The organism is Arenimonas metalli CF5-1 (assembly GCF_000747155.1).
Classification (GTDB): Bacteria; Pseudomonadota; Gammaproteobacteria; order Xanthomonadales; family Xanthomonadaceae; genus Arenimonas; species Arenimonas metalli.
The window spans coordinates 41,443-68,120 of sequence record NZ_AVCK01000020.1; the positions used below are offsets into that span (position 1 = coordinate 41,443).

25 protein-coding genes and 1 tRNA gene are annotated in these 26,678 nt (G+C 71.0%); 8 read left to right on the plus strand and 18 right to left on the minus strand.

Going from position 1 to position 26,678, the window contains the following annotated elements; translation table 11 throughout:
* Window positions 1-2 precede the first annotated feature (2 nt).
* The 9 genes from hisIE to N787_RS08000 are packed head-to-tail and all read right to left on the minus strand — an operon-like array spanning window position 3 to window position 7,429.
* Window positions 3-614 carry a bifunctional phosphoribosyl-AMP cyclohydrolase/phosphoribosyl-ATP diphosphatase HisIE gene (hisIE, locus tag N787_RS07960; RefSeq protein WP_034212428.1) on the minus strand — a complete coding sequence of 204 codons (612 nt, stop codon included), beginning with the start codon at window positions 612-614 and terminating at the stop codon, window positions 3-5.
* On the minus strand, window positions 604-1,380 hold the full coding sequence (hisF, locus tag N787_RS07965) for an imidazole glycerol phosphate synthase subunit HisF (RefSeq protein WP_034212430.1): 777 nt from the start codon (window positions 1,378-1,380) through the stop codon (window positions 604-606). Before hisF ends, hisIE begins: the two co-directional genes overlap by 11 nt.
* Window positions 1,374-2,123, minus strand: coding sequence for a 1-(5-phosphoribosyl)-5-[(5-phosphoribosylamino)methylideneamino]imidazole-4-carboxamide isomerase (gene hisA / locus N787_RS07970; protein WP_034212432.1), 750 nt, complete (start codon window positions 2,121-2,123; stop codon window positions 1,374-1,376). Before hisA ends, hisF begins: the two co-directional genes overlap by 7 nt.
* Window positions 2,120-2,719: an imidazole glycerol phosphate synthase subunit HisH gene (gene hisH, locus N787_RS07975; protein WP_034212434.1), complete on the minus strand. Its 600-nt coding sequence runs from the start codon at window positions 2,717-2,719 to the stop codon at window positions 2,120-2,122. Before hisH ends, hisA begins: the two co-directional genes overlap by 4 nt.
* The gene (gene hisB, locus N787_RS07980) at window positions 2,716-3,804 is read right to left on the minus strand and encodes a bifunctional histidinol-phosphatase/imidazoleglycerol-phosphate dehydratase HisB (RefSeq protein ID WP_034212436.1); all 1,089 of its coding nucleotides are present in this window, start codon (window positions 3,802-3,804) and stop codon (window positions 2,716-2,718) included. Before hisB ends, hisH begins: the two co-directional genes overlap by 4 nt.
* Complete coding sequence (gene hisC, locus N787_RS07985) at window positions 3,801-4,883, minus strand: histidinol-phosphate transaminase (RefSeq protein WP_034212438.1); 1,083 nt, start codon at window positions 4,881-4,883, stop codon at window positions 3,801-3,803. Before hisC ends, hisB begins: the two co-directional genes overlap by 4 nt.
* Complete coding sequence (gene hisD, locus N787_RS07990; RefSeq protein WP_034212440.1) at window positions 4,880-6,178, minus strand: histidinol dehydrogenase; 1,299 nt, start codon at window positions 6,176-6,178, stop codon at window positions 4,880-4,882. The genes hisC and hisD overlap by 4 nt, the downstream gene beginning before the upstream one ends.
* On the minus strand, window positions 6,175-7,074 hold the full coding sequence (gene hisG, locus N787_RS07995) for an ATP phosphoribosyltransferase (RefSeq protein ID WP_034212441.1): 900 nt from the start codon (window positions 7,072-7,074) through the stop codon (window positions 6,175-6,177). The genes hisD and hisG overlap by 4 nt, the downstream gene beginning before the upstream one ends.
* A 31-nt stretch (window positions 7,075-7,105) precedes the next feature.
* Complete coding sequence (locus tag N787_RS08000) at window positions 7,106-7,429, minus strand: YerC/YecD family TrpR-related protein (protein ID WP_034212442.1); 324 nt, start codon at window positions 7,427-7,429, stop codon at window positions 7,106-7,108.
* Between the two features lie 101 nt (window positions 7,430-7,530).
* On the opposite strand from N787_RS08000, the gene N787_RS08005 reads away from it, so the two are divergent.
* Window positions 7,531-9,348, plus strand: a complete 1,818-nt coding sequence (locus N787_RS08005; protein ID WP_034212444.1) for a sensor domain-containing diguanylate cyclase — start codon at window positions 7,531-7,533, stop codon at window positions 9,346-9,348.
* A gap of 52 nt (window positions 9,349-9,400) precedes the next feature.
* On the opposite strand, the gene N787_RS08010 is transcribed toward N787_RS08005, so the two are convergent.
* On the minus strand, window positions 9,401-11,299 hold the full coding sequence (locus N787_RS08010) for an HAL/PAL/TAL family ammonia-lyase (protein ID WP_034212446.1): 1,899 nt from the start codon (window positions 11,297-11,299) through the stop codon (window positions 9,401-9,403).
* A 1-nt stretch (window position 11,300) separates the two neighbouring features.
* Window positions 11,301-12,674 (minus strand): histidine--tRNA ligase, encoded by a 1,374-nt coding sequence (gene hisS / locus N787_RS08015; protein WP_034212447.1) that lies wholly within the window; start codon window positions 12,672-12,674, stop codon window positions 11,301-11,303.
* Window positions 12,675-12,804: 130 nt separating this feature from the next.
* Here hisS and N787_RS08020 point away from each other — a divergent pair.
* A tRNA-Pro gene (locus N787_RS08020) sits at window positions 12,805-12,881 on the plus strand.
* A 145-nt stretch (window positions 12,882-13,026) separates the two neighbouring features.
* Here N787_RS08020 and N787_RS08025 read toward each other — a convergent pair.
* Together N787_RS08025 and N787_RS08030 are read right to left on the minus strand one after the other, a co-directional pair.
* Window positions 13,027-13,929 (minus strand): hypothetical protein, encoded by a 903-nt coding sequence (locus N787_RS08025; protein ID WP_034212449.1) that lies wholly within the window; start codon window positions 13,927-13,929, stop codon window positions 13,027-13,029.
* A complete protein-coding gene (locus N787_RS08030) occupies window positions 13,926-15,338 on the minus strand; it encodes a glycosyltransferase family 2 protein (RefSeq protein WP_211252148.1) in 1,413 nt (470 codons plus the stop codon). The genes N787_RS08025 and N787_RS08030 overlap by 4 nt, the downstream gene beginning before the upstream one ends.
* A 229-nt stretch (window positions 15,339-15,567) precedes the next feature.
* Between N787_RS08030 and N787_RS08035 the strand changes: the two genes are divergently transcribed.
* The 6 genes from N787_RS08035 (at window position 15,568) to N787_RS08060 (ending at window position 21,301) form a co-directional block, all read left to right on the plus strand.
* The gene (locus N787_RS08035) at window positions 15,568-18,306 is read left to right on the plus strand and encodes a DUF2339 domain-containing protein (RefSeq protein WP_052575283.1); all 2,739 of its coding nucleotides are present in this window, start codon (window positions 15,568-15,570) and stop codon (window positions 18,304-18,306) included.
* Between the two features lie 4 nt (window positions 18,307-18,310).
* A complete protein-coding gene (locus N787_RS08040; RefSeq protein WP_084590711.1) occupies window positions 18,311-19,639 on the plus strand; it encodes a DUF3999 family protein in 1,329 nt (442 codons plus the stop codon).
* A 35-nt stretch (window positions 19,640-19,674) separates the two neighbouring features.
* Window positions 19,675-20,070 carry a YbjQ family protein gene (locus N787_RS08045; RefSeq protein ID WP_034212451.1) on the plus strand — a complete coding sequence of 132 codons (396 nt, stop codon included), beginning with the start codon at window positions 19,675-19,677 and terminating at the stop codon, window positions 20,068-20,070.
* Window positions 20,071-20,159: 89 nt separating this feature from the next.
* On the plus strand, window positions 20,160-20,417 hold the full coding sequence (locus N787_RS08050) for a type II toxin-antitoxin system Phd/YefM family antitoxin (RefSeq protein ID WP_034212453.1): 258 nt from the start codon (window positions 20,160-20,162) through the stop codon (window positions 20,415-20,417).
* Window positions 20,405-20,722 carry a type II toxin-antitoxin system RelE/ParE family toxin gene (locus N787_RS08055; RefSeq protein ID WP_034212455.1) on the plus strand — a complete coding sequence of 106 codons (318 nt, stop codon included), beginning with the start codon at window positions 20,405-20,407 and terminating at the stop codon, window positions 20,720-20,722. Before N787_RS08050 ends, N787_RS08055 begins: the two co-directional genes overlap by 13 nt.
* Before the next feature lie 36 nt (window positions 20,723-20,758).
* Window positions 20,759-21,301, plus strand: a complete 543-nt coding sequence (locus N787_RS08060) for a hypothetical protein (protein ID WP_034212457.1) — start codon at window positions 20,759-20,761, stop codon at window positions 21,299-21,301.
* Between the two features lie 2 nt (window positions 21,302-21,303).
* Here the strand turns inward: N787_RS08060 and N787_RS08065 are convergent, their stop codons facing one another.
* From N787_RS08065 to N787_RS08085, 5 genes are all read right to left on the minus strand, one after another.
* Entirely contained in the window at window positions 21,304-22,602 is a 1,299-nt protein-coding gene (locus tag N787_RS08065) for an argininosuccinate lyase (protein ID WP_034212459.1), read from the minus strand.
* On the minus strand, window positions 22,599-23,588 hold the full coding sequence (argC, locus tag N787_RS08070; protein ID WP_052575284.1) for an N-acetyl-gamma-glutamyl-phosphate reductase: 990 nt from the start codon (window positions 23,586-23,588) through the stop codon (window positions 22,599-22,601). Before argC ends, N787_RS08065 begins: the two co-directional genes overlap by 4 nt.
* Window positions 23,572-24,180, minus strand: a complete 609-nt coding sequence (locus tag N787_RS08075) for a GNAT family N-acetyltransferase (protein ID WP_052575285.1) — start codon at window positions 24,178-24,180, stop codon at window positions 23,572-23,574. Before N787_RS08075 ends, argC begins: the two co-directional genes overlap by 17 nt.
* A 1-nt stretch (window position 24,181) precedes the next feature.
* The gene (locus tag N787_RS08080) at window positions 24,182-25,489 is read right to left on the minus strand and encodes an acetylglutamate kinase (RefSeq protein WP_034212462.1); all 1,308 of its coding nucleotides are present in this window, start codon (window positions 25,487-25,489) and stop codon (window positions 24,182-24,184) included.
* A gap of 96 nt (window positions 25,490-25,585) precedes the next feature.
* Window positions 25,586-26,674, minus strand: coding sequence for an acetylornithine deacetylase (locus tag N787_RS08085; RefSeq protein WP_034212464.1), 1,089 nt, complete (start codon window positions 26,672-26,674; stop codon window positions 25,586-25,588).
* Window positions 26,675-26,678 lie beyond the last annotated feature (4 nt).

Sequence of the window (26,678 nt, forward strand, 5' to 3'; positions counted from 1 at the left end):
GGTCAGCGCTTGGCGGCGTGGCGCTGGCGCAGCACCCGTTCGACGTCGGCCAGGCCCAGGCCGCGGGCGCGCAGCAGCACGGTCAGGTGGAAGACGAGGTCCGCCGCTTCGCCCAGCAGCGGCTCGTCGTCCTGGGCCACGCCGGCCAGGGCCGTTTCCACGCCCTCCTCGCCCACTTTCTGGGCGACGCGGCGCACGCCGCCCTCGAACAGCGAAGTCGTGTAGCTGCCGGCGGGCCGCTCGCGCTCGCGCGCCTGCACCAGCGCATCCAGCTCGGCCAGGAAACTGCCCGGCGCGTCCGGGAAGCAGCTCCCGCGGCCGAGGTGGCAGGTAGGGCCGTGCGGGCGGGCCTGCACGAGCAGCGTGTCCGCGTCGCAGTCGGTTTCCAGCCGCACCAGCTCCAGCACGTCGCCGCTGGTCTCGCCCTTCATCCAGAGGCGCTGCTTGCTGCGGCTGAAGAAGGTGACGCGGCCGCTGGCCAGCGTGGCTTCCAGCGCGGCACGATCCATGTAGCCGAGCATCAGCACGCGGCCGTTGCCGGCGTCCTGCACCACGGCGGGCAGCAGGCCGCCCTGCTTGTCCCAGGCCAGGCCGGCGATCTGATCAGGCGACATCGCGCACCTCGATGCCCTGCGCGCGCAGGGCGGTCTTGAGTTCGGGGATCCGGACGCTGCCGGAGTGGAAGACGCTGGCGGCCAGCGCCGCGTCCACGTCGGCGTCGAGGAAGACCTCGGCGAAGTGGCGCGCCGTGCCGGCACCGCCCGAGGCCACCAGCGGCACCTCGCAGATCGCCCGCACCGCGCGCAGCTGTTCGAGGTCGTAGCCGGTGCGCACGCCGTCCGAACCCATGCAGTTGAGCACGATCTCGCCGGCGCCGCGCTGCTGCACCTCCGCCACCCAGTCCAGGGTGCGGCGCGGCAGCGCGCGGGTCTGGTCGGGGTCGCCGGTGTAGGCGCGCACGCGCCACTCGCCGTCGCCGTCGCGCAGGCTGTCGATGCCGACCACCACGCACTGCACGCCGAACTCGGCCGCCAGTTCGTTGATGAGCTCCGGCCGCTCCAGCGCCGGCGTGTTCACCGAGATCTTGTCGGCGCCGGCCAGCAGCACCTCGCGCGCCTGCGCCACCGAGCGGATGCCGCCGGCCACGCAGAACGGGATGTCGATGATGCGCGCCACGCGCTCGACCCACGCGCGGTCCACGCCGCGACCCTGCGGGCTGGCGGTGATGTCGTAGAACACCAGCTCGTCGGCGCCCTCGTCGCGGTAGCGCAGCGCCAGGTCCTCGATCGCGCCCATCACCACGTGGTCGCGGAACTTCACGCCCTTGACGACCAGGCCGTCCTTGACGTCGAGGCAAGGGATCAGGCGGCGGCTCAGCATGGCGTTTGCTCCGCGATCACGTCGGCGAGGGTGAAGCGGCCGTCGAGCAGCGCCTTGCCCAGCACGATGCCGCCGCAGCCGCTGGCCCTGGCGACGGCGACTTCGCCGGCATCGGCGACGCCGCCCGAGGCCTGCACGCGCAGGCGCGGGAAGCGCTCGCACAGGTAGCGGTAGAGATCGAAGTTCGGGCCGCTGAGCATGCCGTCGCGGCTGATGTCGGTGCACAGCAGGTGGCGCAGGCCGACTTCGTCGTAGGCGGCGGCCAGCACGTCGAGCTCGCGGCCGCCCTCCTCGGTCCAGCCGTGCACGGGCAGGCGCCAGCGGCCTTCCGCGTCGCGGCGGGTGTCGAGCGCGACGGTGATGCGCTCGGCGCCGTAGCGCGCGACCCAGGACGCGACGCGGCCCGGCTCGCGCACGGCCAGCGAGCCGACCACCACGCGGTCGGCACCCGCCGCCAGCAGCGCGTCCACGTCCGCCTCACCGCGCACGCCGCCGCCGGTCTGAACCTTCAGGCGCGTGCGCCGCTTGAGCTCGTCGAGCAGCGGCGCCAGCGTGTAGCCACCGGCGCGGGCGGCATCGAGGTCCACGAGGTGCAGCCAGCGCGCGCCCGCGGCGGAGTAGCGCGAGGCCAGCTCGAGCGGGTCGTCCGCGTAGCGGGTTTCCTGCGCGTAGTCGCCCTGGCGCAGGCGCACCACGCGGCCGTCGCGCACGTCGATGGCGGGGTAAAGGGTGAAGTCGCTCATGCCGGGTCGGCCTGCAGGAAGTTCTGGAGCAATCGCGCGCCGACGGCGCCCGAGCGTTCGGGGTGGAACTGGGCGCCGGCGACGTTGCCGCGCCGGACCATGGCCGCGAACGGCTGGCCGTGCTCGCACGACGCCAGGCAGTCGGCCGTCACCGGCGCCGCGAAGCTGTGCACGAAGTAGGCCTGCGCACCGGCGGCCACGCCCGCCAGCAGCGGATCGGGCCGGGTCGGCCGCAGCCGGTTCCAGCCCATGTGCGGCACCCGGACGCCGGGCGAGGCCGGCATCTTCCGCACCCGCCCCGGCACCAGCCCGAGGCAGGCGACCTCGCCCTCCTCCGACCCCTCGAACAGCAGCTGCATCCCCAGGCAAATCCCCAGCAACGGCTGCCTCAAGCCCCGAAGCAAATCAACCAGGTTCATTTGCTGGAGGCGGGCCATGGCGGGGGCGGCGGCGCCGACGCCGGGCAGGATCACGCGGTCGGCGGCGAGGATGGTCCCGGCGTCCGCGGTCATTTCCGCGGACACGCCCAGCCGCTCGAGCGCGTAGCGCACGGAGCCGATGTTGGCGCCGCCGGAGTCAACCAGGACGACCTTCACAGCGCGCCCTTCGTGGTCGGCAGCTCGCGGCCCTCGCGGCGGATGGCCTGGCGCAGCGCCCGCGCCGTGGCCTTGAAGCAGGCCTCGACCATGTGGTGCGCGTTCTCGCCCTGCACCGACAGGTGCAGGTTCAGGCCCGCCGTCTCGCACAGCGAGCGGAAGAAGTGCGGCACCAGCTCGGTGGCGAGCCCGCCCACCTCGGGGCGCGGGAAGCTGCCCTCGAACACGAAGTACGGACGGCCGGAGAAGTCGACCGCGGCCTTCGCCAGCGTCTCGTCCATCGGCAGCGTGATCGCGCCCTGGCCGGAGGAATCGCCGTATCGCCCGATGCCGCGCTTGTCGGCCAGCGCCTGCTTCAGCGCCTGGCCCAGCGCCAGCGCGCTGTCCTCGACCGTGTGGTGTTCGTCGATGTGCAGGTCGCCGCTGCAGGTGAGCTGCAGCGCGAAACCGCCGTGCTTGCCCAGCTGCTCGAGCATGTGGTCGAAGAAGCCCAGCCCGGTCGCGACCACCGGATCGGCGGCGCGGTCGAGGTCGAGCTCGATCCGCACCCGCGTTTCCTTGGTCACGCGCTCGACCTTCGCCACCCGCGGCGCATCGGCCAGCGCGTGCGCGATCGAAGCCCAGGTATCCGGACCCGGCTTGAGCTTGAAGCCGCGGCAGCCGAGATTGGCCGCCAGCTGCAGGTCGGTGTCGCGGTCGCCGACCACGGCCGAGTTGGCCAGGTCGATGCCGCGGTCGCGCAGGTAGTGCATCACCAGGCCCAGGCCCGGCTTGCGGGTCGGCTTGTTCTCGTGCTCGAAGCTCTCGTCGATCAGCTGCTCGCGGAAGGTGATGCCCTGCGATTCGAGCACCTGCAGCATCAGCGCGTGCGGGCCCTCGAAGGACTCGCGCGGGAAGCTGGCCGTGCCCAGCCCGTCCTGGTTGGTCACCAGCACGAACTGGAAGCCGGCGTCGCGCAGCTTCAGCATCGCCGGGATGACGCCCTCGACGAAGCGGATCTTCTCGTAGGCGTCGATCTGGAAATCAGCCGGTTCCTCGATGATCGTGCCATCGCGGTCGACGAACAGGATGCGCTGGCCGCTCATGCCGCCGCCCTCCCCGCCCGCAGCGCCGCCAGCATGGCGTCGTTCTCCGCCGGGCTGCCGACGCTGATGCGCAGCGCATCGCCCAGCTGCGGTGAGGCGCGCATGTCGCGCACCACCACGCCCGCCGCCAGCAGCCGTGCAAAGGCAGCACCGGCATCGTCGAAGCGCACCAGGATGTAGTTGCCCTGCGAGGCGTACACGCGGCGCACGCCGGGCACGCCCGGCAGTTCGTGCTGCAGCCGCTCGCGCTCGGCGCGCACGGTGATCACGCGGCTGCGGGTCTGCACCAGCGCCGGCTCGGACAGGCCGGCCAGGGCCAGCTGCACGCAGGGCGACGGCAGCGGGTACGGCGCCTGGCAGTTGCGCAGCACCGCGACCAGTTCAGGGGCGGCCAGCAGGCAGCCGATCCGGGCCGCGGCCAGCGCGTGCGCCTTCGACAGCGTGCGCAGCACCGCCAGGTTCGGCTGCTGGTCGATGAAACCGGCCACCGACGGCTGGTCGGAATACTCGCCGTAGGCCTCGTCCACCACCACCAGGCAGCGCCCGGCGAGGCGGCGCGCCAGCGCCAGCAGGTCGGCGGGCGGGATCGCCTGCCCGGTCGGGTTGGCCGGCGAGCACACGAACACCAGCTTGGCGCCGTTGGACACCGCAGCATCGGCCATGGCGTTGAGGTCGGACGCGAAGCCGGCCTCGGTGTCGCGCAGCGGCACCTCCACCAGCGGCGCACCCTGCAGCCGCGCGCTGACCGCGTACATGCCGAACACCGGCGGCGAGATCACCACCGCGTCCCGGCCCGGCACGCACAGCGCACGCACCAGCAGGTCGATAGCCTCGTCGCTTCCGCGGCCGACCAGCACCTGTTCGGCACGCACGCCGTAGAGCTCGCCCAGCCGCGCACGCAGCGCCGCCGGCTGGGGATCGGGGTAGCGGTTGGCGCCCAGGCCCGCGTCGGCCGGGTTGCGCCAGGCGCTCTCGTTGGCGTTGAGCCAGACGTTGCCGGTGACGCCGGCGCGGCGCGCCGAACTGTAGCCGGCGAACTCACGCAGGTCCTCGCGCACCAGGGACAGGATGGCGCTCATCGCACGTTCTCCAGGCGCCGCAGCACCGATTGCGCGTGGGCCTCGAGGCCTTCGGCGCGGGCGATCTCGACCGCGCAGGGACCGATCGCCGCCAGGCCGGCGCGGCTGACCTCCTGCACGCTGATGGATTTCTGGAAGCTGGCCACGCTGACGCCACTCCAGGCGCGCGCCGCGCCATTGGTCGGCAGCACGTGGTTGGTGCCCGAGCAGTAGTCGCCCAGCCCCTCCGGCGCGAAATCGCCGAGGAAGACCGAGCCGGCGCAGCTGACCTGGCCCAGCCAGGCACGCGGCTCGCGCAGCGCGAGGATCAGGTGTTCCGGGGCGTACTCATTGCTGATGGCGAAGGCTTCGTCCAGCGAGTCCACCTTCACCAGCCGCGCGAACTCGAGCGCCCGCGTGGCGATCGCCTCGCGCGGCAGCTCGGCGACCTGGCGCCGCACTTCGGCCTCGACCGCGTCCACCAGTGCCGCCGAATCGGTCAGCAGCACCACCTGCGAATCGGGGCCGTGCTCGGCCTGGGACAGCAGGTCGGCCGCGACGTGCACCGGCGGCGCGCCGGCATCGGCGATCACCAGCACTTCCGACGGGCCCGCGGGCATGTCGATCGCCGGGCCGCCGGCCATCATCGCCGCCAGCTGCTTGGCCGCGGTGACGTAGCGGTTGCCGGGACCGAAGAGCTTGTCGCAGCGCGGCACGCTCTCGGTGCCGAAGGCCATCGCGGCGATCGCCTGGGCGCCGCCGAGCTTGAAGACGCGGCGCACGCCGCACAGCTCCGCCGCCGCCAGCACCGCCGGATCGGCGCTGCCGTCGGCGCGCGGCGGCGTGCAAAGCACGATTTCATCGCAACCGGCCAGCACCGCCGGCACGCCCAGCATCAGCGCGGTGGAAACCAGCGGCGCGCTCCCGGCCGGAACGTACAGCCCCACGCGCGGGATCGCGCGCAGCAGGCGGCCGCAGCGCACGCCCGGCGCGGTGTCGACCTCGAATTCGCTGGCCATGCCGGCACGGTGCCAGGCCAGCAGCCGCTCGCGCGCCTCGGCCAGGGCCGCGCGCAGCGACGCCGGGACGGTGGCGATGGCGGCCGCCATTTCCGCCGGGGTGACTTCGAAGGCGGCCAGTTCGGCGCCATCGAAGCGGCGCGTCAGCGCCCGCAGCGCGGTGTCGCCGTCGGCGCGCACCTGCTCGAACACGCGTTTCACCGCCGCCTCGACCTCGGACTGGTCGCCCGCGCCCGGACGGGCCAGGCACGCCCGTCGCGCGTCGGCGTCGAGCCGGTTCCATTCGATCCGCTTCATGCCAGCATCTGCTCCACGGGGAGGACCAACAGGCCGGAGGCGCCGGCACGCTTCATGTCTTCCAGGCGCTGCCACGTCATCGCGCTGCGGCACAGGGCCTGCAGCGCCACCTGGTCGCGCTGGCCTTCGATGGCCATCACGGTCGGGGTTTCGGCGTCGGGCAGCAGCTTCACCAGCTCGGCCACCTGGTCGCGGTGGGCCTGGAACAGCACCAGTTTGCTCGCGCGCACGCTCATCACCGCGTCAAGGCGGCGCAGCAGCATGGCCGCCAGCTCGGCGCGCTCGTCGCCGAAGGGCTGCGACGGTGCGACCAGCAGCGCCTGGCTCTCGAGGATGACGGCCACTTCCTTGAGCTGGTTCGCCATCAGCGTGCCGCCGGTGGAGACGATGTCGCAGATGGCCTCGGCCTTGCCCAGGCGGGGCGCGATCTCGACCGAGCCCGACAGCATCACCGGCGTGGCCTCGACGCCCTGCTCGCGCAGCCAGCGCGCCATCAGCTGCGGGTAGCTGGTGGCGATGCGCAGGCCGGCGAGGCGCTGCGGACCGGTCCACTCCCAGTCATTGGGCACCGCCACCGACAGGCGGCAGCGGCCGAAGCCGAGCTCGCGGATCGGCCGGAAGGCCTCGCCGCGGCCGTCGGCCAGGCGCTCGCAGGCCTGTTCCTCGAGCACGTTGCCGCCGACCACGCCGAGGTCGCAGGCGCCCTCGGCGATCAGGCCGGGGATGTCGTCGTCGCGGACCAGCAGCAGGTCGATCGGCAGGGATTCGCCGTAGCAGAAGAGCCGGTCGCGGCTTTCCCGGAACGACAGCCCGGCGCGGGCCAGGAGGTCGCGGGCGGGGTCGGACAGGCGGCCCGACTTCTGGATGGCAATGCGTAAACGGTCGTGCGTCCTCATGACGCCCTCCGGGGTTCCGAAACAGTGGGATTCAGTGCGAAGCGTCGGGGGCCCGATGGCCCAGGCGCTCGGCGGCGAGGCGGTAGCCGCCCTCGCCCAGGTCCAGGCAGCGGGCGACGCGGCCGATGGTGGTCACGCTGACGCCGGTGCGGTCGTGGATTTCCCGGTACGGGACCTCCGCGACCAGGTGCGGCACCACGCCCCAGCGGTCGGCCATGGCCTCGAGCTCGGACGGGGTGCAGAGATCTTCCAGGAAGGCCCGCAGTTCGCCGGGCGAGCGCAGGCTCAGGAGGGCCTCGAGCAGGTCCTCGAGGTCCGGGCGGCTGGGCGGGCTGGCGGGGTCGCGGCGTTTCATGGCGCTAATGTAATAGCGTGTTATTACAAAAGCAAGCCCCGGAAGTGAACCCGTGCGCCCCGCCACCGCGCATAATGGGCGCGCCTCGGAGGGGGACCGACGTGACGTCGAACCGCTGGATCACGCTGCTGCTGGGACTGCTGCTCGCGTTCGGCGCCGTTGCCGCCGCGGCCAGCCCCGCCGTGCTCGAACCCGGCGAAGAGCGGCTCGCGCTCACCCCCCACCTCAGCTACGGCATCGACGAAACCGGGCGGGCCGATGCTTCGGCCATGTTCGCCCGCGCCAGCCGGGGCGAATTCATGCCCCTGCCCGGCGACAGCGCGGCCTTCGGCTTCACGCAGGGCGCGTACTGGTTCCATGCGCCGCTCTTCAACCAGAACCCGGCTGAACAGCGCTGGCTGCTGGTGCTGCACTACCCGCTGCTCGACAACGTCGACATCTACCTGCGCTACCCCGATGGCCGGGTCGAGCACATGGCCTCGGGCGACACGCTGCCGTTCAGCGCCCGCAGCATCCGCTACCGGCATCCGAACTTCTGGGTGACGCTGCCGCAGCGCACCGAAGTGGAGCTGCTGGTGCGCGTGGCCAGCCGCAGCTCGATGCAGGTGCCGCTGGCGCTGTACACGCCCACCGCCTTCGCCGAGCTCGAGCGCGATTCGCAGTTCGGCATCGGCCTGTTCTACGGCATTTTGGTGGCGCTGCTTTGCTACAACCTGGTGCTGTGGCTGTCGCTGCGCGATGCCAGCCACTTCTGGTACATGTTCCATGTCACCGGCTTCGGCCTGGTGATGTTCTGCCTCAACGGCCTGGCCTTCGAATACCTGTGGCCGAACTCGCCCTGGTTCGCCAACCTGGCCATCCCCTTGTCGATGGCGGTGTCGCAGGTCGCGATGCACCAGTTCTGCCGGGTGTTCCTGGAGCTGGAGACGCGGCAGCCGATCGCCAACAAGGTCTCGCTGGCGCTGATCGGCTTCTTCCTGCTGATGGGCCTGGCCACCTTCGTGCTCGACTACCGCACCGTGGTGCGGCCGATGACGCTGGCGGTGTTCCCGGGCGCGCTGTTCATCCTGTACCTGGCCATCACCTCGATCCGCAATGACTATGCGCCGGCCAAGGTGTTCCTGATGGCCTGGGCCTTCCTGCTGCTGGGCACGGCGCTGTATGCCTCGGTGTCGTTCGGCCTGCTGGACAAGAACTTCTTCACCGAATACGGCATCCAGATCGGTTCGGCGATGGAGATGATCCTGCTCTCCTTCGCCCTCGCCTACCGCTACGCGCGGCTGCGCAGCGAGAACGAGCGGCTGGTGCGCGAGCACAACGAGCAGCTCGAACGCCATGTCGCGCGCCGCACCTCGGAGCTCAGCACCGCGCTCGAGCAGCTGGCCGAAGCCAACCAGCGCCTGCGCGAGTCCAACCGCCGCGATGCGCTGACCGGGCTGTTCAACCGCCGGCATTTCCGCGACATGTTCGAGCAGCAGCTGCACCAGGCCAACGAACACCGGCAGTCGCTGGGCGTGCTGCTGATCGACCTCGACCACTTCAAGGACGTCAACGACACCCACGGCCACCTCGCCGGCGACGAGTGCCTGCGCTGGCTGGGCCGCTGCCTGCACGACAACCTGGTGGACCACGGCGCGCTGCTGGCGCGCTTCGGCGGCGAGGAGTTCGTGGTGGCACTGCCCGACATCACCGGCGACCGGCTGGTGCAGGTGGCCGAGCAGCTGCGCCTGAAGATCTGCGGCGAACCGGTGCGCTACGCCGGCAACAACATCCGCATCAGCGCGAGCATCGGCGTGTTCCTGCTGCGCCCGGGCGCGGGCCTGGGCGTGGACGAAGCCCTGCACCAGGCCGACGACGCGCTGTACATGGCCAAGAACCGCGGCGGCAACTGCGTGCACGCGGCCGAAGGCATCAGCTAGGCGCGATCCGGCGCACTGGACGCCGGGCGCGAGGCTTCAGGGCCGGCCAGCCTCAGTCCTGCGCGGCACGGGCCGCCGACAGCAGGCGTCCCTCTTCCACCAGGCGCACCGCGGTGGCGACATCGCCATCCATCGCGCGGTCGCGGCCCATGAACGGGATCGCTTCGCGCAGCGCGGCCCAGGCCGCCTGCACCGCGCGCCCCGGCTGGAACTCGCCGGCCGCGGCCAGCTCGCCGCGCAGCGCCTCGACCTCGGCCAGGAAGCCCGGACGATCCGGATGGCCCGGCAGTGGCGCGCCCAGCACCTTGGCGGCCAGCGCCTCGGCGTCGGCCTCGCGGGCCAGCTGGCGGGCGGCGTTGATCATGTCGCGGCGGTAGTCCAGCGCCTGCGCCGCGGTGTACAGCTCCAGGCCCAGCACCTGCGCCAGGTCGGCCGTCATCTCCAGCACGTGGCGGCCTTCGTTGGCGCCCATGGACACGTGGTCCTCGGCGTTCGCGCTGGTGGGGATCGAGTACACGCTGGCCGGATGCGCGCGGCTGGCCAGGTCGTTCACCAGCGCGGCGGCGGTGTACTGCACGATCATGAAGCCGCTCTCGGTGCCGTCCTCGTTGCCGATCAGGAAGGGCGGCAGGCCGTCGTTGGTGGCCGGGTCCACGAGCTTGTTGAGGCGGCGCTCCGAAATGGACGCCAGCACCGGGATCGCGGCCTTCAGGTAGCTCATCGCCAGCGCCAGCGGCATGCCGTGGAAATGGCCGGCCGAGACCACCTGGTCCTCGATCTCGCGGGCACCCTCGAGCCCGGGGAACAGCAGCGGGTTGTCGGTGACGGCGTTGAGTTCGATATCGATGACGCGCTTGGCCTGCTCGAGCGCATCGCGCACGGCGCCGTGAACCTGCGGGATGCAGCGCAGCGAGTAGCTGTCCTGCGGCTGGTGCTTCTTGCCGCCGCGGAACGGACGGAAGCGCTGGTAGAACTTCTCGCGCCCGTGGCGCTGGCTGAACGGCACCCAGTCCCAGCCGATGTCGAAGCCCAGCGCCTGCTGCTCCGGCGTCGCCCAGCTCTCGGGCTGCCACTGCCGGAAGCGCGGCACCAGGTGGTAGGCGATGTCGGACAGGCTGGAGCCATCGAGCAGGCGGCGCAGGTTCGCGGCTACGTGCACCTGCCCCGGATGCGGGCGCAGGGCGTGTACGTGCGGATCGAAGGCGCGCAGGCGACCGGCGAACGCGTCGAGCGTCATCGCGGCGGCGAGGTCGGCGGTGTCGAGCAGGTCCTCGAGCTTCTCGATCGCCAGCACCGCGGTGGCCAGCATCTGCGCGGTGCCGTTGTTCAGCGCCAGGCCTTCCTTGTGCGACAGCTTCACCGGCGCCAGGCCGGCGCGCTTGAGCGCTTCGCCGCCCGGAATGCGCTCGCCCTGGTAGAACGCTTCGCCGCCGCCCAACAGCACGATGGCCAAGTGCGAGAGCGGCGCGAGGTCGCCGCTGGCGCCCACCGAGCCCTTGCGCGGCACCACCGGCACGATGCCGGCGTTGAGCAATGCGGCCATGGCCTCGAGTACGGCCGGGCGGATGCCGGAATGGCCGCGCATCAGCGTGTTGATGCGGATCGCCATCATCGCCCGCACCACGTCGGCCGGGAACGGCTCGCCCACGCACACGGCGTGGGTGACGATCAGGTTGTGCTGCAGTTCCTCGAGCACGCTGTCGCTGGACTCGGAGGCCCCCGGCAGGCCGGTGCGCAGGCGGTGCGCGCCCAGCAGCTTGTCGGCGTTGCTGCCGAAGCCGGTGGAGACGCCGTAGATGGGCTCCTGCTTCTTGACCTGGTCGGCCAGGAAATCCGCGGCGCGCTGCACCGCCGGCATCTGCGCCGGGTCGAGGCGCACGGGCGCGCCGTGGGCGATTTCCGCCAGCTGCGCGCGGTTGAGGCCGCGGCCGTCGAGGGTGATCGGTTTCATCTCAGCGTTTCCCCATCGCGCGCAGCTGCTCCAGCTCGACCTTCAGCACCGATGCCAGCTCTTCGCGGCCCAGTTCGTACTGGTCCTGCGAGGCCATGTCCTTGACCTTGACCACGTTGCGCGCGGCCTCGTCCTCGCCGTAGAGCAGCACGAAGCGGATGCCGGCACGGTCGGCGTACTGGAACTGCTTGGCCAGTTTCTTCACCTCCAGCTGCACCTCGGCATTGATGCCGGCCGCGCGCAGGCGGCGGGCGATGTCGAGCGAATCGGGCAGGCGGGCGTCGTCCATCAGGCCGACCAGCGCCTGCACCGAGCTTTCGGCGGTGGACACGATGCCGGCCTCGCGCAGCTGCCAGAACAGGCGCGTGGCGCCGATCGAGATGCCGACGCCCGGCAGCTTCGACTTGGTGTAGTGGCTGGCCAGGTTCTCGTAGCGGCCGCCCGAGCAGACCGAGCCGATCTGCGGGTGTTCATCCAGCGTGGTCTCGTAGACGGTGCCGGTGTAGTAGTCGAGGCCGCGGGCGATGGAGAAGTTCAGCGCGTAGTTCTTCTCGGGCACGCCGTAGCCCTTGAGCAACTCCAGCACCTCGCGCAGCTCGCTGCGGCCCTGCTCCAGCACCTCGCTGCCGGCGCCCAGCGCCTCGAGCTGCGCCAGCGCATCGGCGTGCGAGGTCGAGCGCACCTGCACGAAGGCCATGATCCGGTCCACCACGTCGTCGGCCAGGCCGAAGTCGGCGCCGACCAGGGTGGCGCGCACCGCCTCGGCGCCGCGCTTGTCGATCTTGTCGATCTCGCGCAGCACCAGCGCCTGGCGCTCGCCGTCGGCGATGCCCACGCCCTCGAAGAAACCGCGCAGCAGCTTGCGGTTGTTGAGCTGGATGGTGAACGGGCCGACCTCGAGCTCGGAGAACACGGCGTGGATGACGGCCGGCATCTCGGCATCGTGGCGCACGCTGAGCGCGTCCTTGCCGATCACGTCGATGTCGCACTGGTAGAACTCGCGGAAGCGGCCGCGCTGGGCGCGCTCGCCGCGGTAGACGCGCTGGATCTGGTAGCGGCGGAACGGGAAGGCCAGGTCGTGCTCGTGCTCGGCGACGTAGCGCGCCAGCGGCACGGTGAGGTCGAAGCGCAGCGCCAGCTCCGGCTGGCCGCCCTGCTCGAGCGCGCCGGTGGACTGCACGAAATAGACCTGCCGCTCGGTCTCTCCGCCGGTCTTGGTCAGCAGCACCTCGGAAAGTTCGAACACCGGCGTCTCCACCGGCAGGAAGCCGAAGCGCTCGTAGTTGCGCCGGATGACGTCGAGCATGCGCTGGAAGGCGATCTGGTCACGGGGCAGCAGCTCCATGACCCCGGGCGTGGTGCGGGGCTTGATCAAGGCGGGACACTCCAAGGCGATGGCGCATTCTAGCTTCTGGCGCCGCCCCGCGAGCCGCCCCGGGCGGCCCGGTGAACGCCGGACTTGCCGAGTCCCGGTTCCGTCACTAGAATAGCCGGCTCGAATCCCTCGGGGTGTAGCTCAGCCTGGTAGAGCGCTACGTTCGGGACGTAGAAGTCGCAGGTTCAAATCCTGTCTCCCCGACCAATTCGACGCAAGAAAGCAAAAGGCCGGCGCAAGCCGGCCTTTCGCGTTTCCGCCTTCCGGGAATTCCCTGTAGGAGGGCCTTCAGGCCCGAAGCCCTTCGCCCAAAAGCTTCGGGCCTGAAGGCCCTCCTACAGGGGGCGGCGGCTCAGAAGGCCCAGACGCCCTCGAGGCGGACGTAGCGGTAGCGATAGTCCGCCCCGCCGCTGGCGCCGTCGGCCGGCGCATCCGAGTAGCCCGCGGTGGCCCGCAGGTAGTGGCCCCGGTCCTTCGGGGTCTGGAAATCCAGCTCCAGCAGCCGCGCCGGCTGGCTGCCGACCCCGGTGAAGTCCTGCCGCCCCGCGCCCACGGTCGCCCGCCACTGGTACCCACCGACGAAGCGCCGGAGCGAGACCACGCCCAAAGCCTGCCGGTAGCGGCCCGGCGCGAAATAGTCGAGCTCGCGCGGGTCGCTGTCGTTGAACTGCCGCAGCCGCAGCTGCAGGCTCAGCCCCTGCGAGGGCACCAGCGCATAGACCAGGTTCGCCCGCAGGTGCCGGCGCAGGTTGTCGCCGCCGAAATCCTGCAGGCCGACCAGGCCGGTGGCGCTCCAGCGGTCGGACAGCGGCCAGTCCAGGGCGGCGCCCGCGTAGGTATGCACCCGGCCCTCGGCCAGGCCGTGGCGGGTTTCGAGCACGTCGCGCTCGAGGAAGAATTCCTTGCGGCGGGCATCGGTGCTGTGGACGCTGGCGCTGCCCAGCAGGTCGTCGCCATTGGTCCCGGCCTCGCCCTGCCAGCGCCAGCCGCCCTCGCCGCCCGCGGCCCGCACGGACAGGCGCTCGTCGCGTTCACGCCAGCCTTCGCCCGAGAACCGGGTGCGCTCGGCACGGAAGCCCCACCAGTGCTCGATGTCCCGACGCGAGACGTCCCAGCCCAGGCTGGCGCGCTCGGCCGCGTTGCCGTCCGAATCCGACGACAGGAAGCCTTCCGCGCGCAGCGCCGGACCCGGCGGCCCGGCGGCGACGGTGGACGCGGACAGCGCCGCGAGCAGGGCAAGCGCGAGGCGCCTCATTTCGTCCCCCAGGTCTTGCGCAGGCTCAAGAGTTCAGCCAGGTAGCCCATCACGCAGACCGGCTGCAGGATCAGGGTGTAGAACAGCGAATAGAACAGGAAGCCGCTGATGTTGCGGCGCACCCGCATGCCCTGCCCTTTGAACATGCGCTGCTGCACCCGGAAGATGATCGCGTTCCAGACCGCCGCCAGCGGCAGCACCAGCAGCGTCATCATCCCCACGATCCAGTAGTGGCCCAGCAGCGCCGCCACGATGCCCGGGATGAAGACCAGGGTGAACACCAGGTCCATCGGCAGGAACAGCAGGTTCCACCAGATGAAGAGCGTGCTCAGCCGCGGCTTCAGCAGCAGCCGGCCGTGGCGCGCGAAGGCCTCCATCAGGCCGCGCGACCAGCGCTGGCGCTGGCGCGAGAACTGGCCCAGCCGGTCCGGCACCTGCGTGAACAGGCAGGCTTCCTCGCAGTAGCCGATGCGGGCGCCGGTTTCGAGCAGGGCCCAGGACACCACGATGTCCTCGCCCACGCACTCGGGCCAGCCGCCCACCTGCTCCAGCGCCGGCCGGGTGTAAAGCGAGAACGCGCCCTGCGCCACCAGCGTGCCGTGGTACATGCTCTGCATGCGCTTCACCGCGGCGATGCCGTGGAAGTAGTCCCACTCCTGGGCGCGCGTCAGCCAGTTCACGCGCGAATTGCGCACCAGCACCGCGCCGGCCACCGCCACGGTGTTCGGCGGGTCGGACAGGAAGCGTTCCACCAGCTTGCGGATCGCGTCCGTGCGCAGGTAGGAATCGCCGTCCACGGTGATCACCAGGCCCGCGCGGGTGCTGGCCAGGCCGTGGTTGAGCGCGGCGGCCTTGCCGCCATTGCGCGGCATCGGCACGACGTGGATGGCCAGCCCGGCGCGGCGCAGGTGCAGGGCCTGCTCGCGCGCGATGGCCAGGGTCTCGTCGGTCGAACCGTCGTCGATCACCGTGACCAGCAGCCGGCCCGGGTAGTCCTGCGCGGCGAGGCTGCGCAGGGTGTCGGCGATGTTGCCGGCCTCGTTGTAGCAGGCCACCAGCACGTCGAGGTCCGGATAATGCGCGACCGGTTTGCGCACCGGGCGGCGGTCGCCGAGGATCGAGCCCGCGAGGAAGGCGTTCATGAAGCCGGGCACGTAGGCGATGAAGGCGATGGTGACCAGCGCGAACGGCAGGCCGGCCAGCCGCGTCAGCTCGCCCAGCCAGGGCTGCGACAGCCACACACTGAAGGCCATCCAGGCCAGGGCCAGCGCCAGCACCAGCATGAACTTGACCGCCACCGGGACGTAGAACCCCCGCCGCCGCGGCAGCAGGGACGACGCGCCGCCGGAGCGCAGCACGTCTTCGGCGCCATCCTGTTCGGGAGACGGCGACCGCGAGGTATCAAGCATGGGTGGCAGCCAGGAAGAAGTCCCGCGGGTACAAGCAAGCCGCGTGCCAACGACTGCTGCATTGCGCCATTCGCAGGAAAATGCACCGGGGGATCGATCCTGCGTCCCCGCCATCGGCCCGTGGTGCGGGCGGCGGGACGTCAAAATGTGACGCGATCGTCATTCCGGCCTGCCACCGGCAAGGCGTTCACATTGGCTACACTCGCCCGGAATAGCCGTGGGGGTGGGGATGAGCTGGATCCTGGGACTGGTGGGCGCGCTGCTTGGCCTGATCATTGCGGACGCGACCCGGGAGGGATTCGGCCTGGTCGCCGGCGCCCTGCTCGGGGCCCTGCTGGGCATGGCCTGGCGCACCCGGCGCCGGATCGCCGAGCTGGAGAAGCGGCTGGCCCGGGTCGAGGTGCTGGCGCGTCGCCCGGCGGTTGCCGCTGCGCAGGGCCTTCCGGACGACGCTGCCGCGGCCCACGCCGCGGCACCGGCCGCCCCGGTCGCCCCCGCCGCGCCCGGCTTCGGCGAGGCCGCACCGGCGCCGGCCATGGCCGGCGCACCGGTCACCCCTGCCGTCCCGCCGCTGGCCACGGCCACCCCGGCCGCGGGCCCGGCGCCGGCGCGCGCCCCGCAACCGCCCCCGATCCCGGCCGAGCCCACGCCCCGCACGACGTGGTCGAACGAACCGCAAGAACCCGACGTCTTCGAGAAAGCCCTCGGCGTGGTGAAGGGCTGGCTGTTCGAAGGCAACGTGCCGGTGAAGCTGGGCGTGCTGGTGCTGCTGTTCGGCGTCGCGGCCGCGATCAAGTACGCCGCCGACGCCGGCTGGCTGACCATGCCGATCGAGTTCCGCCTGGCCGGCATCGCCGCCGCCGCCATCGCCGGCCTGGTCTGGGGCCTGCGCCGCGCGCCCGAGCAGCCGGCCTTCGGCCTGAGCCTGCAGGGCGGCGCCATCGGCGTGCTGCTGCTGGTGGTGTTCGCGGCCTTCCGCAACTACGAGGTGCTGGGCGCGATGCCCGCCTTCGCGATGATCGTGATCCTGGTGGCCGGCGCCAGCGTGCTGGCGGTGAAGCAGGACGCGCCGGCGCTGGCCGTGCTCGGCTTCATAGGCGGCTACCTGGCGCCCGTGCTGCTGTCCACCGGCACCGGCGACCACGTGGCGCTGTTCGGTTACTACGCCGTGCTCAACGCCGCCGTGTTCGCCATCGCCTGGCACAAGCCGTGGCGCGCGCTGAACCTGGTGGGCTTCCTCTTTACCTTCCTGATCGGTGGCCTGTGGGGCGCGAAGTACTACACGCCGGAGAAATTCGCGACGGTCGAACCCTTCCTCGTGCTGTTCTTCCTGTTCTACGTCTCGATCCCGGTGCTGTACGCGCTGGCGGGCCGGGCGCGCAACGGCAAGGTGGACGGCACGCTGCTGTTCGGCACGCCGCTGCTGGCCTTCCCGATGCAGGTCGGGCTGCTGGGCGACGACCGCATGGGCCTGGCCTTCAGCGCGGTGTTCGTGGCCGGCATCTACGCGGGGCTGGCGGCGTGGGCGCAGCGCAATGCCCGCCTGCGCGACCTGGCGCAGAGCGCGGCCGGCATCGGCGTCGTGTTCGCCACGCTGGCCATCCCGCTGGCGCTGACGGCGCAGTGGACGTCGGCGGCGTGGGCGCTGCAGGGCGTGGGCATGGCCTGGCTGGGCCTGCGCCAGGATCGCCGCCTCGTGCGCTGGATGGGCTTGCTGCTGCTGGTGCTGGCGGCGGGCGCGTGGGTCGTCAGCCTGTTCGACTACAGCCCGGACATCCAGGAGCGCTTCCTGCTCAATGGCCACGCGCTGAACCTTACCCTGCTGACGCTGGCGTGGATGGCGGCGAGCTGGCTCTACCACCGTGCAGGCAAGGCGGTGGCGCTGCAGGTCCTGCTGTTCCTGGGCGGGCTGTTCTGGTGGAGCCTGCTGGGCCTGCGCGAGATCGAGGTGAACCTGTCGCCGCGCTTCGATGCGCTTTACTACGGCGGCTTCGCCCTGGTCACCGCGGTGCTGGCGGCGCTGCTGCGCGGGCCGATGGCCTGGCCGCGGCTGTCGTGGCCGCTGGCCGCATCGGTGGTGCTGATGCTGCCGCTGTCGCTGGCCTCGCAGGACCATTACGACGTGACGCTGTTCGACGCGCCGCTGGCGATGTGGTGGCTGGTGCTGGCGCTGGCCCTGCCGACGCTGGCCGCGCTGCGCGAACCGTTCTCGCGGCTGCTGTCGGTCGCGCACATCGCCTGGCTGATGGCGCTGGCCGCGGCCGCCGGCATCACGCTGATGCGCGTGCTGGGCGACGAAGGCGGCCTCGCCGACGGCTGGCTGCTGCCCGCGGTGATGGCGCCGCTGGCGGCGCTGTTCGCGCTGGCGTGGACGCAGCCGCGCCTGGCCGGCTGGCCGGTGGCGGACGCATTCCCGCGCTGGCGCACCGCCTGGCTGGCGATCGCCGGCATCGGGCTTGGCCTCGCGTGGGTGCTCGGCAACTTCCTGCCCGGCGACAGCAGCCCGCTGCCCTGGCTGCCGCTGCTCAACCCGCTGGAGTTGTCGCTGCTGCTGGGCCTGGTGGTGGCGGCCGCCGCACTGCGTTCGCACGGCGACCAGCACCGCCTGGGCGCGCTGGCCTGGGCCGGCGCCGCGCTGTTCCTGCTGACGCTGGCCGTGCTGCGCGCCTGCCACCAGCTGGCCGCCTTGCCGTGGTCGCCGGAAATCCTTGGCGAAACCCTCGCCCAGGCCAGCCTCACCGTCGCCTGGTGCGTCGCCGGCGTCACCGCCTGGGTGCTCGGTTCGCGCCGCCGCGACCGGGCGCTGTGGTGGCTGGGCGCCGCGCTGCTGGGCGTGGTGCTGCTCAAGCTGCTGGTCGTGGACCGCCAGTTCGTCGGCAACATCGCCGGCATCGTCTCCTTCCTGGTCGTGGGCCTGCTGCTGATCATCGTCGGCCGCATCGCCCCCACCCCACCCCGTTCGGAGTAAGCGCATGCGCTCTTTGTTGATGCTGGGACTGCTGGCGGCCGGTGCCGCCACCGCCAACACGCCGCAGGACTACGCGTGGCAGTGGCCCGTGCAGGCCGAAGGCGACGCCGCGGCCTACGTGCTGGAACTGGACGCCGGGGTGCTGCAGCACGTCAGCCGTGCCGACCTGCGCGACCTCGCCGTGTTCAACGCCGACGGCGAGCCGGTGCCTTTCGCCCCACTGCCGCACGAGCAGGCGGAGGAAAGCCGCCGCGAGCCCGTGGCCTGGCTGCGCGTGCCGCTGCCTGCGCCGGGCCAGCCTGAAAGCCTCGCCCTGCGCCTCGAGCGCGACGCCGACGGCCGCCTGCGCGGCCTCGACCTGCGCACCAACGACAGCACGCCCACGCCGCCCGAGCGCCATGACCTGCTGCTCGACCGTGGCGACGAGCCGCCGCCGGTGTCCGCCCTGCACGTGCAGCTGGGCGAAGGCGCCGCACTGCCCGTGAACCTGCGCGTGCGCATCAGCGCCTCGGACGACCTCGCCGAATGGCAGGAGCTCGGCCGCGGGATGCCGCTGGTGGCGCTGGACGACAACGGCCTCCGCATCGAACGCCTGAAGCTCGAGTTCACCGGCAGCGACGCCCGCTACCTGCGGCTTTCCATCGAGAACGACGGCCAGTGGCCGGTGATCGGCGCGCTGCAGGCCGAACGCCGGATGCGCGGCGCCGACACCCGCGAGTGGAAGACGCTCTCGCTGGAAGGCAAGCCCGTGACCGACGTGGCCGGCAGCTTCGACTACGCCACGCCGGGCCCGCTGGCCATCGAGCGCGTGGACGTGGCGCTGCCGACCACCAATGCCGTGGCGGCGGTCCAGATCACCGCCCGCGACGGCGACGAGGGCTGGTGGCGCGGCATCGCCGGCTTCACCGCCTTCCGCCTCGGCAACAACGGCGACGAAGTGCGCCACCTCGCTCCCGATGCCGGCCTGACCCGCGACCGCCAGTGGCGCGTGGCCACCCAGCCGGCGCTGGCCAAGGCGCCGACGCTGCAGCTGCAGTACCGCCCCGAGCGCTTCGTGCTGCTGGCCCAGGGCCCGCGGCCCTACACCCTGGTCGCGGGCAGCGTGCGCGCGGCGCGCGAGGATTACCCGGTGCAGGCGGCGCTGGCCGCGTCGACCACGCCGCCGCAGCCGGCCACGCTCGGCGAAGGCCGCGAGTCTGGCGGTGGCGCGGCGATGGCGCCCAAGCGCGGCGAGGACTGGCAGCGTTGGGTGCTGTGGGCGGTGCTGGGACTCGGCGCGGGCCTGGTGCTGCTGGTGTCGCTGCGCGTGCTGCGCCATCCGAAGCCGGAATAATCCGGCAATTCGCGTCGAAACGGGGGAGAGAGAACGTGTCTGATCCGAGAAACAGCGCCTACGCGGGTGCGGGCCGAGTTGCTTCCAGCCTCGTGAACGCAAGCGTCACGACGGCCTTCGAGCTTCCCGGCCAGCGCGTGGTGCGCAGCCTGGGCGTGGTCCGCGGCATCACGGTCCGCTCCCGCTCCGTCGTGGGCAACTTCCTGGGCGGCATCCAGTCCCTGTTCGGCGGCAACATCACCATCTACACGGAACTCTGCGAGCAGGCGCGCCAGGAGACCTATCGCGACATGGTGCAGGAAGCGCGCAGGCTCGGCGCCAACGCCATCATCGGCATGCGTTACGACGCCACCGAAATCATGACCGGCCTGACGGAAGTGCTTTGCTACGGCACCGCGGTCGTCGTCGAGCCCGACGACACCAAAGCCTAGCCGGCGCGCCACAGGTCTGTTGCCATGTGTCCGCAGCACCCGGCTTGCCATCGGTTGACACGCGATAAGTGCTACTTTAGTGTCACTTAATGCGCACCGAACTCGTCACCACGCTCAAGCGCCAAGCCACGGAACTGCTCGCGGATGTCGAGCGGGACAAGCAGCCAATCCTGATCACCCAGCATGGCCTGCCCAGTGCCTACCTCGTGGACGTGGAATCCTACGAGTTGCAGCAGGAAAGGATGACTGTCCTCGAGGGCATCGCACGCGGTGAAATAGCGATCGCCGAGGGCCGGACCCTGAGCCATGCCCAGGCCGGGAAGCGCCTGGGCAAATGGTTGAAATAATCTGGTCCGAGCCGGCGTTGGCGGACCTCGAGGCCATCGCGGACTTCATCGCACTGGAGAACCCGGCGGCCGCGGCCGCCCTGGTCAGGCGCGTCTACGGACACATGAGCCAGCTTGCCGCACATCCCGCCAGTGGCTCCCGCGTGCCTGAGTTGGGACCCCGTAACCGGTACCGCCAAATCGTGGAACCACCCTGCCGTGTCATCTATCGGCACGACCGGCTGTGCGTGCACGTCGTACACGTCATGCGGACGTCGCGAATCCTGCGCCCGCAGGATCTGGATCGCCTCACGCCACCCGAGTGAAACCATCAAGCCGCATCCAAGCCACCGGAGACTGATATGCCCCGTTCGAAGGCCGTGTTCCCGGCAAGGTTCTACGCGTTGCTCTTCCTGGTCGGGATCGCGAGCTTCGTGGTGCACGAATTCGCGCACTGGCTCATGGGCGCCCTGCTTGGCTACGAGATGGTGGCCACGCTGAACTCGGTGACGCCGGTTGGCCCGGTGACCCCGCGCGACCTGGCGCTGATCGCCGGCGCCGGACCACTGCTCACCTTGGGCCAGGGCCTGCTGGGTTTCTGGCTGGTGGGCAGGTCGCGGAGCCACCCGGGCTTCGCCCTGCTCTACATCGCCGTCTTCATGCGGCTGGTGGCGGCCGGCGTGAGCGTGTTCAACCCGAATGACGAGGCGAAGCTGAGCCAGCTGCTGGGACTGGGCACGTGGACCCTGCCCGTGCTGGTGGTTGGCGGGCTGCTCGCGCTGGTGGTGGTCGCCAGCCGACGCCTGCAGCTGAAGCTCCGCGACCAGTTGCTCTGCTACGTGGTCGCGTCCGTCGCCGTCACCCTGGTCGTGGGCGTCGACATGGCCGTTTGGCCAAAGGGTTGAACTCAGGCAGGGCCGGGGATCGCGTCGAATCGTTGACGCAGCGCGGCCAGACCGAGGGCGCCTGAACCACCCGGCGACACTCGCGCTTCGAGGCTCGCCTGCGGATCGGCACCCGCCTTGGGCAGCGGCTCGACCGCGGCCAGACGGTACGCCTCGCGGAAGGGCAGGCCGGCGACGGCGAGTTCAACCGCCTTGTCGGTGGCAAACATGCCGTCGTCGAAGGCCTGCGCCAGACGCTCCGGCTTCCACTGCAGTCCGCGCAGCAGGTTCGGCAGCAGGGCCAGCGCGCCGAGGCCGCGGCCGAAGGCATGGAAGAGCGCGCCCTTGGTGTACTGCAGGTCGCGGTGATAGCCGCTGGGCAGGGACAGCAGGTTCTCGAGTTCGGTGCGGGCGGCGGCGACGCTGGCATAGGTCGCGCGCATCAGTTCGACCAGGTCGGGGTTGCGCTTGTTGGGCATGATCGAGCTGCCGGTGGTGTACTGCGGCGGCAGGCCGACGAAGCCGAACTCGGCGGTGGTGAACAGGCTCAGGTCCCAGGCCAGGCGGCGCAGGTCCAGCATCGCGGCGCCCAGCGCGTCCACGGCCGCGATCTCGAACTTGCCGCGCGAGAGCTGGGCGTAGATCGGGCTGACCTGCGTGCGGGCGAAGCCGAGCTCCTTCGTGCTGCCCTCGCGGTCCAGCGGCAGGTTGACGCCGTAGCCGGCGGCGGTGCCCAGCGGGTTGGCGTCGATCCAGTCGCGGGCCTGGCCGGCACGCACGGCGTTGTCGATGAAGGCCTCGGCGAAGCCGGCCCACCACATCGCGGTGGACGAAACCACGGCGCGCTGCAGGTGGGTGTAGCCGGGCATCGGCAGCGCCTCGGTTTCGGCGCGCTGCAGGCAGACTTCGGCGGATTCGCGGCACACGGCCTGCAGCTCGCCCAGCTTGCGCTTGAGCCACAGGCGCGTGGCCACCAACACCTGATCGTTGCGGCTGCGGCCGGTATGGATCTTGCGGCCGGTGTCGCCCAGGCGCTCGACCAGGCGCGATTCGATGGCGGAATGGCCGTCCTCGAAGCGCTCGTCCAGCACGAAGTCGCCGGACAGCAGGTCGGCCGACAGCAGCGACAGTTCGCGGCACAGCGCCGTGCACTCGTCGTCGGTCAGGATGCCGATGCGGGCCAGACCGCGCGCATGCGCCGCCGAGGCGGTGATGTCGTCCTGGATGAACTCGCGGTCCAGCAGCACGTCGCCGCCGGCCAGGAAGGCCTGGATGCGCGGGTCTACTTCCACGCCGGGTTTCTGCCAAAGCAGATCGCTCATGTCGGGATTCCCATCGTTTCCGGCAGGCCGAAGGCCAGGTTGAGGTTTTGCAGGGCCTGCGTCGCCGCGCCCTTGAGCAGGTTGTCGAGCGTGGCCACCACCACCAGCCGGCGGCCATCGGCCGACAGCGTGAAGCCGCCGACCTCGGCACCGTGGCGGCCGGCGATGCGGCTGACCCAAGGCGCGTCGTCGACCACCCGCACCAGCGATTCGTCGGCGTAGGCGGCGGCGTAAAGCGAACGCACGGCATCCAGCGTCGTGGCGTCGGCAAGATGCAGGTTGGCGGTCAGCGTGATGCCGCGGAAATGCGGCGCCACGTGCGGCATGAACTCGATCGGGTGGCCGAGCTGGCGCGTCACCTCGCGCTCGTGCACGTGGCCGGTGAGCGCATAAGGCATCAGGTTGTCGCGCAGCTTGTCCGGATCGTTCTTGTCCGAAGCGCTGGTGCCAGCGCCGGAGTACCCCGACACGCCGAAGCACTGGACCGGCCCGGCGAGCGCCGCGCGCATCGGCGCCACCGCCAGCTGCATCGCCGTGGCGTAGCAGCCCGGGTTGCTGATGCGGGTCGCGCCGGGCGCGGAGGCGCGGGTGCGTTCGGGCAATCCGTAGTGCCAGGCATCGTCGAAGCGGTAGTCCGCCGAGAGATCCACCACGACGGTCCGCCGCGCCTTCGTGTCCAGCGCGGCCACGAACGGCGCGGCCATGCCGTTGGGCAGCGCGAGCACCAGCGCATCGGCGCCCTGCCCCGCGGCCGCGCCGGCGTCGAGGTTCACATAGCGCAGGTCGCCGGCGTAGGCCGGCTCATGGTCGCCCAGCCGCTGGCCGTCACGTTCGCGCGAGGACACGAAGCCGAGCGTGAAGCGCGGGTGCGCCGCCACCAGCCTGATCAGCTCGGCGCCGACGTAGCCGCGGGCGCCCACCAGGCCCAGGGGAATGGACTCACTCACTGCCGCGACTCCAGGGAAGGGTTCATGGCGCCACCCCATGCTCAAGCTTGAAATCCAGGTGCCGGCGGATCGTCGGCCACTCGTTGTCCAGGATGGAATACACGGCGGTATCGCGCAGGTGTCCGTCGGCCATCCGCATCTGCCGCCGCAGCACGCCGTCGAAGTTCGCCCCCAGCCGCTCGATCGCCCTGCGCGAGCGCTGGTTGAACACGTGCGTGCGCAGCTCGACCACGCTGCAGCCCATGGCGTCGAAGGCGTGGCCCAGCAACAGCCGCTTGGCCTCGGTGTTGAGCGCCGTGCGCTGGACCCGCTGCGAGTACCAGGTGTAGCCCAGCTCCAGGCTGGGGATCAGCGGATCCATCCGGAAGAAACGCGTGCTGCCGACCGGATCGCCGGCCGCGTTTCGCACCAGGAACGGCATTGCCGTGCCCGCTTCGCGGTCCTGCATCGCCTTGGCGATATAGCCGCGCACCGTCTCCGGGCCCGGCACCGTGGTGTACCAGAGGTTCCAGAGCTCGCCATCGGACGCGGCGGCCAGCAGCTCCTGGCCGTGCTCGCGCTGCAGCGGCTCCAGCGTGACGTGGATGCCTTGCAGGATCGGCGGAATGGTCCAGTGCAGGTTGGTGATCATCTCAGCCCTTGAGCGTGGCCGGCCGGGCCAGGCAGTGTTCTACGGCGTAGTGTACCTGCTCCCAGCCCTCCAGCCCGTACCAGAACACGTTCCACTTCTCGCCCTTCATGCAGCCGTCGGCCTCGTCGAAGTAGAAGTCATTGACCGGGTTGCCGGCGCGCGCGCGCCAGAACAGCTGCGGCATCTCGGCCCGCATCACCTGCCAGGCGGCGCGGCCCAGGCCCTCGCCCTGCGCGTCGTCGCTGACCGCGAACTTGTCCAGGTGCGGGATGCCATCCTCGAGCGTGATGATCAGCGCCGCGCGGTAGTGCTCGCTGACGTAGGCCTTGTACAGCTTCGTCTTCTCGAAGTAGTCCGGTGCCAGCTTGCGCCCGAAGCCCGACTCCACCAGCTGCCGAAGCCGCTTGAGGTCGAGCTTCTTCCACGAGGTGACGCTGCGCACCTGCTCGCCGCGGCGCACCAGGGTGCCCGAGCCGCGGTGGGTGAACAGCTCCTTGGCAAGCTGGTCCGGGCGCGTGATCGACACCGAGCTGGCCGGCGGCAGCGCCATCAGCAGGTCGTGGATCTGCTCGATCTTCACCTTCATGCCCGAATGCAGCCAGGGCTGGCGCAGCAGCTCGGCGTACTCGGTGCTGAGGTTGATCGAGTCGATCACGTTCCCCTCGCCGTCCAGCAGGCCGCCGGTGCCGGTGAGGAAGATGATCTTGTAGGGCTGCAGCTTCTTGACCAGGTCGTTGGCGGCCCAGTCGGCGTTGACGTTGAGGATCTGGCCGCCGGCGGTCTCGCCCAGCGAGGCGATCACCGGGATCGAGCCAACCTTGATCGCGGCCTGGATGCTGGCCACGTGCACGGCCTCGACCTTGCCGACCAGCCCGTACTTCCGCTTCGAGAGGAAATCGCACTCGAACACGCCCGAGGTGATCGAGGTCGCGCGCACGCCCTGCGCCTGCAGGGCCTCGACCAGGCGCAGGTTCTCCTGCTGCGACACCCGGCGCACGATCGCCAGCGCCGCCGCATCGGTCACGCGCAGGCCGTCCACGGTCTTCTTCTCGATCTTCGCCGCCTTCATCTCCTCGTCCAGCTGCGGGCCGGCGCCGTGGATCACGATCGGCGTCAGGCCCACCTGCTGCAGGAAGGAAAGCGAACTCACCAGCGCATCGAGGTCGTCGCGCAGGATCGCGCCGCCGACCTTGACCACGGCGAAGCGCTCGGCGTCGAGCTGGCTGAAGCGCTTGAGGTATTGCTGGATCTCCTTGGCGCTGGCCATGTTGGACAGCAGGCGGACGATCGTGGTGCGCATCTCAGTCATGGTCAGGGTCGGCAAGGCAGGTGGCGGGGTCCGGAAGCGTCCTCCGGAGGGTTTCGGTCTGGGCCGCGCTGTCGGGCACGGCCAGGGCATGCGTTGTCATGAGGCCTCCAGCAAGCGGACGTAATGGCGGGCAACGGTTTCAAGCTGCTCCAGCGCGACCCACTCGTCGGCGGTATGCGCCTGCGCGATGTCGCCCGGGCCGAACACGAACGCCGTCAGGCCCGCGGCCGAGAACAGCGAGGCCTCGGTCCAGAAATCCACGGCATTGCCGATCGGCAGGCCGAGCTCATCGGCAAGGTCGCGCGCGGCGAGTCGCTTCGCCTCCGCGCAGGCGATATCGCCGGCGGGCAGCGAGGGGCCGCTGAAGGTTTCTTCGTACGAGGCCAGCGCGGCCGGATCGGCAAAGCCACGGAAGCGCGCGTGCAGGTCCGCCGGCGCCTGCGAGGGCAGCGGCCGGAAGCCGAAGCGCAGCTCGGCCCGCGGCGCGATCATGTTGGCCTTGATGCCGCCCTCGACCCGGCCGATGTTGAAGCGCAGGCCGGTGAGGCCGCCGAAGCGCGCGTGGTCGAGCGACTCGACGAAGTCCAGGGCCTGGTCGCCCCACCGGATCGCCGCGTGCAGCGCGCTGGCGGTGCGCGCCTGCTGCCCCGAGGCATGCCCCGCCTGCCCGGTGAACTGCATCAGCACGGAGCTGATGCCGCGGTGCGCGAGCACGGCCTCGGCCATCGTCGGCTCGGCGATGATCGCCTCGCTGAAGCCGTGGTCCGACGCCAGGAAGGCGGCAATGCAGCGCGCGTCGTTGGCCTCTTCGTCACTGGTGAACAGGAAGGCCGCGTCGCCGGTGGTACGCGCGGCCGCGGCCAGCAGGCAGGCCGCCGCACCCTTGATGTCGCAGGCACCGAGGCCAATGGCGCGATCGCCGGTGACGCGCAGCACGTGCGGATCGGCGCTCCAGCCCGGCGACGACGGAACCGTGTCCAGGTGCACGTTGAACACCCGCTTCGGCGCGCCGCGCACGGCCAGCAGCGACACCGCGCCGGCGCCGTGGTCGGTGACGGTGCAGCTGAAGCCCGGCAGGTTCGCCTGCAGGTAATCGAAGATTCCGCCGGTGCCGATCTCGCGCGGCGGATTGCGCGTGTCGTACGAGACCAGCGCCTCGAGGTGTCTGAGTACATCCTGCAGCATCGGT

Excerpts from the sequence above, each read along its gene's own strand:
- hisC (WP_034212438.1), bottom strand. The coding sequence starts at position 4,883 with ATGAGCGCCATCCTGTCCCTGGTGCGCGAGGACCTGCGTGAGTTCGCC.
- N787_RS08040 (WP_084590711.1), top strand. The coding sequence starts at position 18,311 with ATGCGCTCTTTGTTGATGCTGGGACTGCTGGCGGCCGGTGCCGCCACC.
- N787_RS08010 (WP_034212446.1), bottom strand. The coding sequence starts at position 11,299 with ATGAAACCGATCACCCTCGACGGCCGCGGCCTCAACCGCGCGCAGCTG.
- N787_RS08000 (WP_034212442.1), bottom strand. The coding sequence starts at position 7,429 with ATGAAACGCCGCGACCCCGCCAGCCCGCCCAGCCGCCCGGACCTCGAG.
- hisD (WP_034212440.1), bottom strand. The coding sequence starts at position 6,178 with ATGAAGCGGATCGAATGGAACCGGCTCGACGCCGACGCGCGACGGGCG.
- hisB (WP_034212436.1), bottom strand. The coding sequence starts at position 3,804 with ATGAGCGGCCAGCGCATCCTGTTCGTCGACCGCGATGGCACGATCATC.
- N787_RS08080 (WP_034212462.1), bottom strand. The coding sequence starts at position 25,489 with ATGACTGAGATGCGCACCACGATCGTCCGCCTGCTGTCCAACATGGCC.
- N787_RS08075 (WP_052575285.1), bottom strand. The coding sequence starts at position 24,180 with ATGATCACCAACCTGCACTGGACCATTCCGCCGATCCTGCAAGGCATC.
- N787_RS08065 (WP_034212459.1), bottom strand. The coding sequence starts at position 22,602 with ATGAGCGATCTGCTTTGGCAGAAACCCGGCGTGGAAGTAGACCCGCGC.
- argC (WP_052575284.1), bottom strand. The coding sequence starts at position 23,588 with ATGGGGTGGCGCCATGAACCCTTCCCTGGAGTCGCGGCAGTGAGTGAG.
- hisA (WP_034212432.1), bottom strand. The coding sequence starts at position 2,123 with ATGAGCGACTTCACCCTTTACCCCGCCATCGACGTGCGCGACGGCCGC.
- N787_RS08030 (WP_211252148.1), bottom strand. The coding sequence starts at position 15,338 with ATGCTTGATACCTCGCGGTCGCCGTCTCCCGAACAGGATGGCGCCGAA.
- hisG (WP_034212441.1), bottom strand. The coding sequence starts at position 7,074 with ATGAGGACGCACGACCGTTTACGCATTGCCATCCAGAAGTCGGGCCGC.
- hisIE (WP_034212428.1), bottom strand. The coding sequence starts at position 614 with ATGTCGCCTGATCAGATCGCCGGCCTGGCCTGGGACAAGCAGGGCGGC.
- N787_RS08050 (WP_034212453.1), top strand. The coding sequence starts at position 20,160 with ATGCGCACCGAACTCGTCACCACGCTCAAGCGCCAAGCCACGGAACTG.
- N787_RS08035 (WP_052575283.1), top strand. The coding sequence starts at position 15,568 with ATGAGCTGGATCCTGGGACTGGTGGGCGCGCTGCTTGGCCTGATCATT.
- N787_RS08060 (WP_034212457.1), top strand. The coding sequence starts at position 20,759 with ATGCCCCGTTCGAAGGCCGTGTTCCCGGCAAGGTTCTACGCGTTGCTC.
- hisF (WP_034212430.1), bottom strand. The coding sequence starts at position 1,380 with ATGCTGAGCCGCCGCCTGATCCCTTGCCTCGACGTCAAGGACGGCCTG.
- N787_RS08085 (WP_034212464.1), bottom strand. The coding sequence starts at position 26,674 with ATGCTGCAGGATGTACTCAGACACCTCGAGGCGCTGGTCTCGTACGAC.
- N787_RS08055 (WP_034212455.1), top strand. The coding sequence starts at position 20,405 with ATGGTTGAAATAATCTGGTCCGAGCCGGCGTTGGCGGACCTCGAGGCC.
- N787_RS08025 (WP_034212449.1), bottom strand. The coding sequence starts at position 13,929 with ATGAGGCGCCTCGCGCTTGCCCTGCTCGCGGCGCTGTCCGCGTCCACC.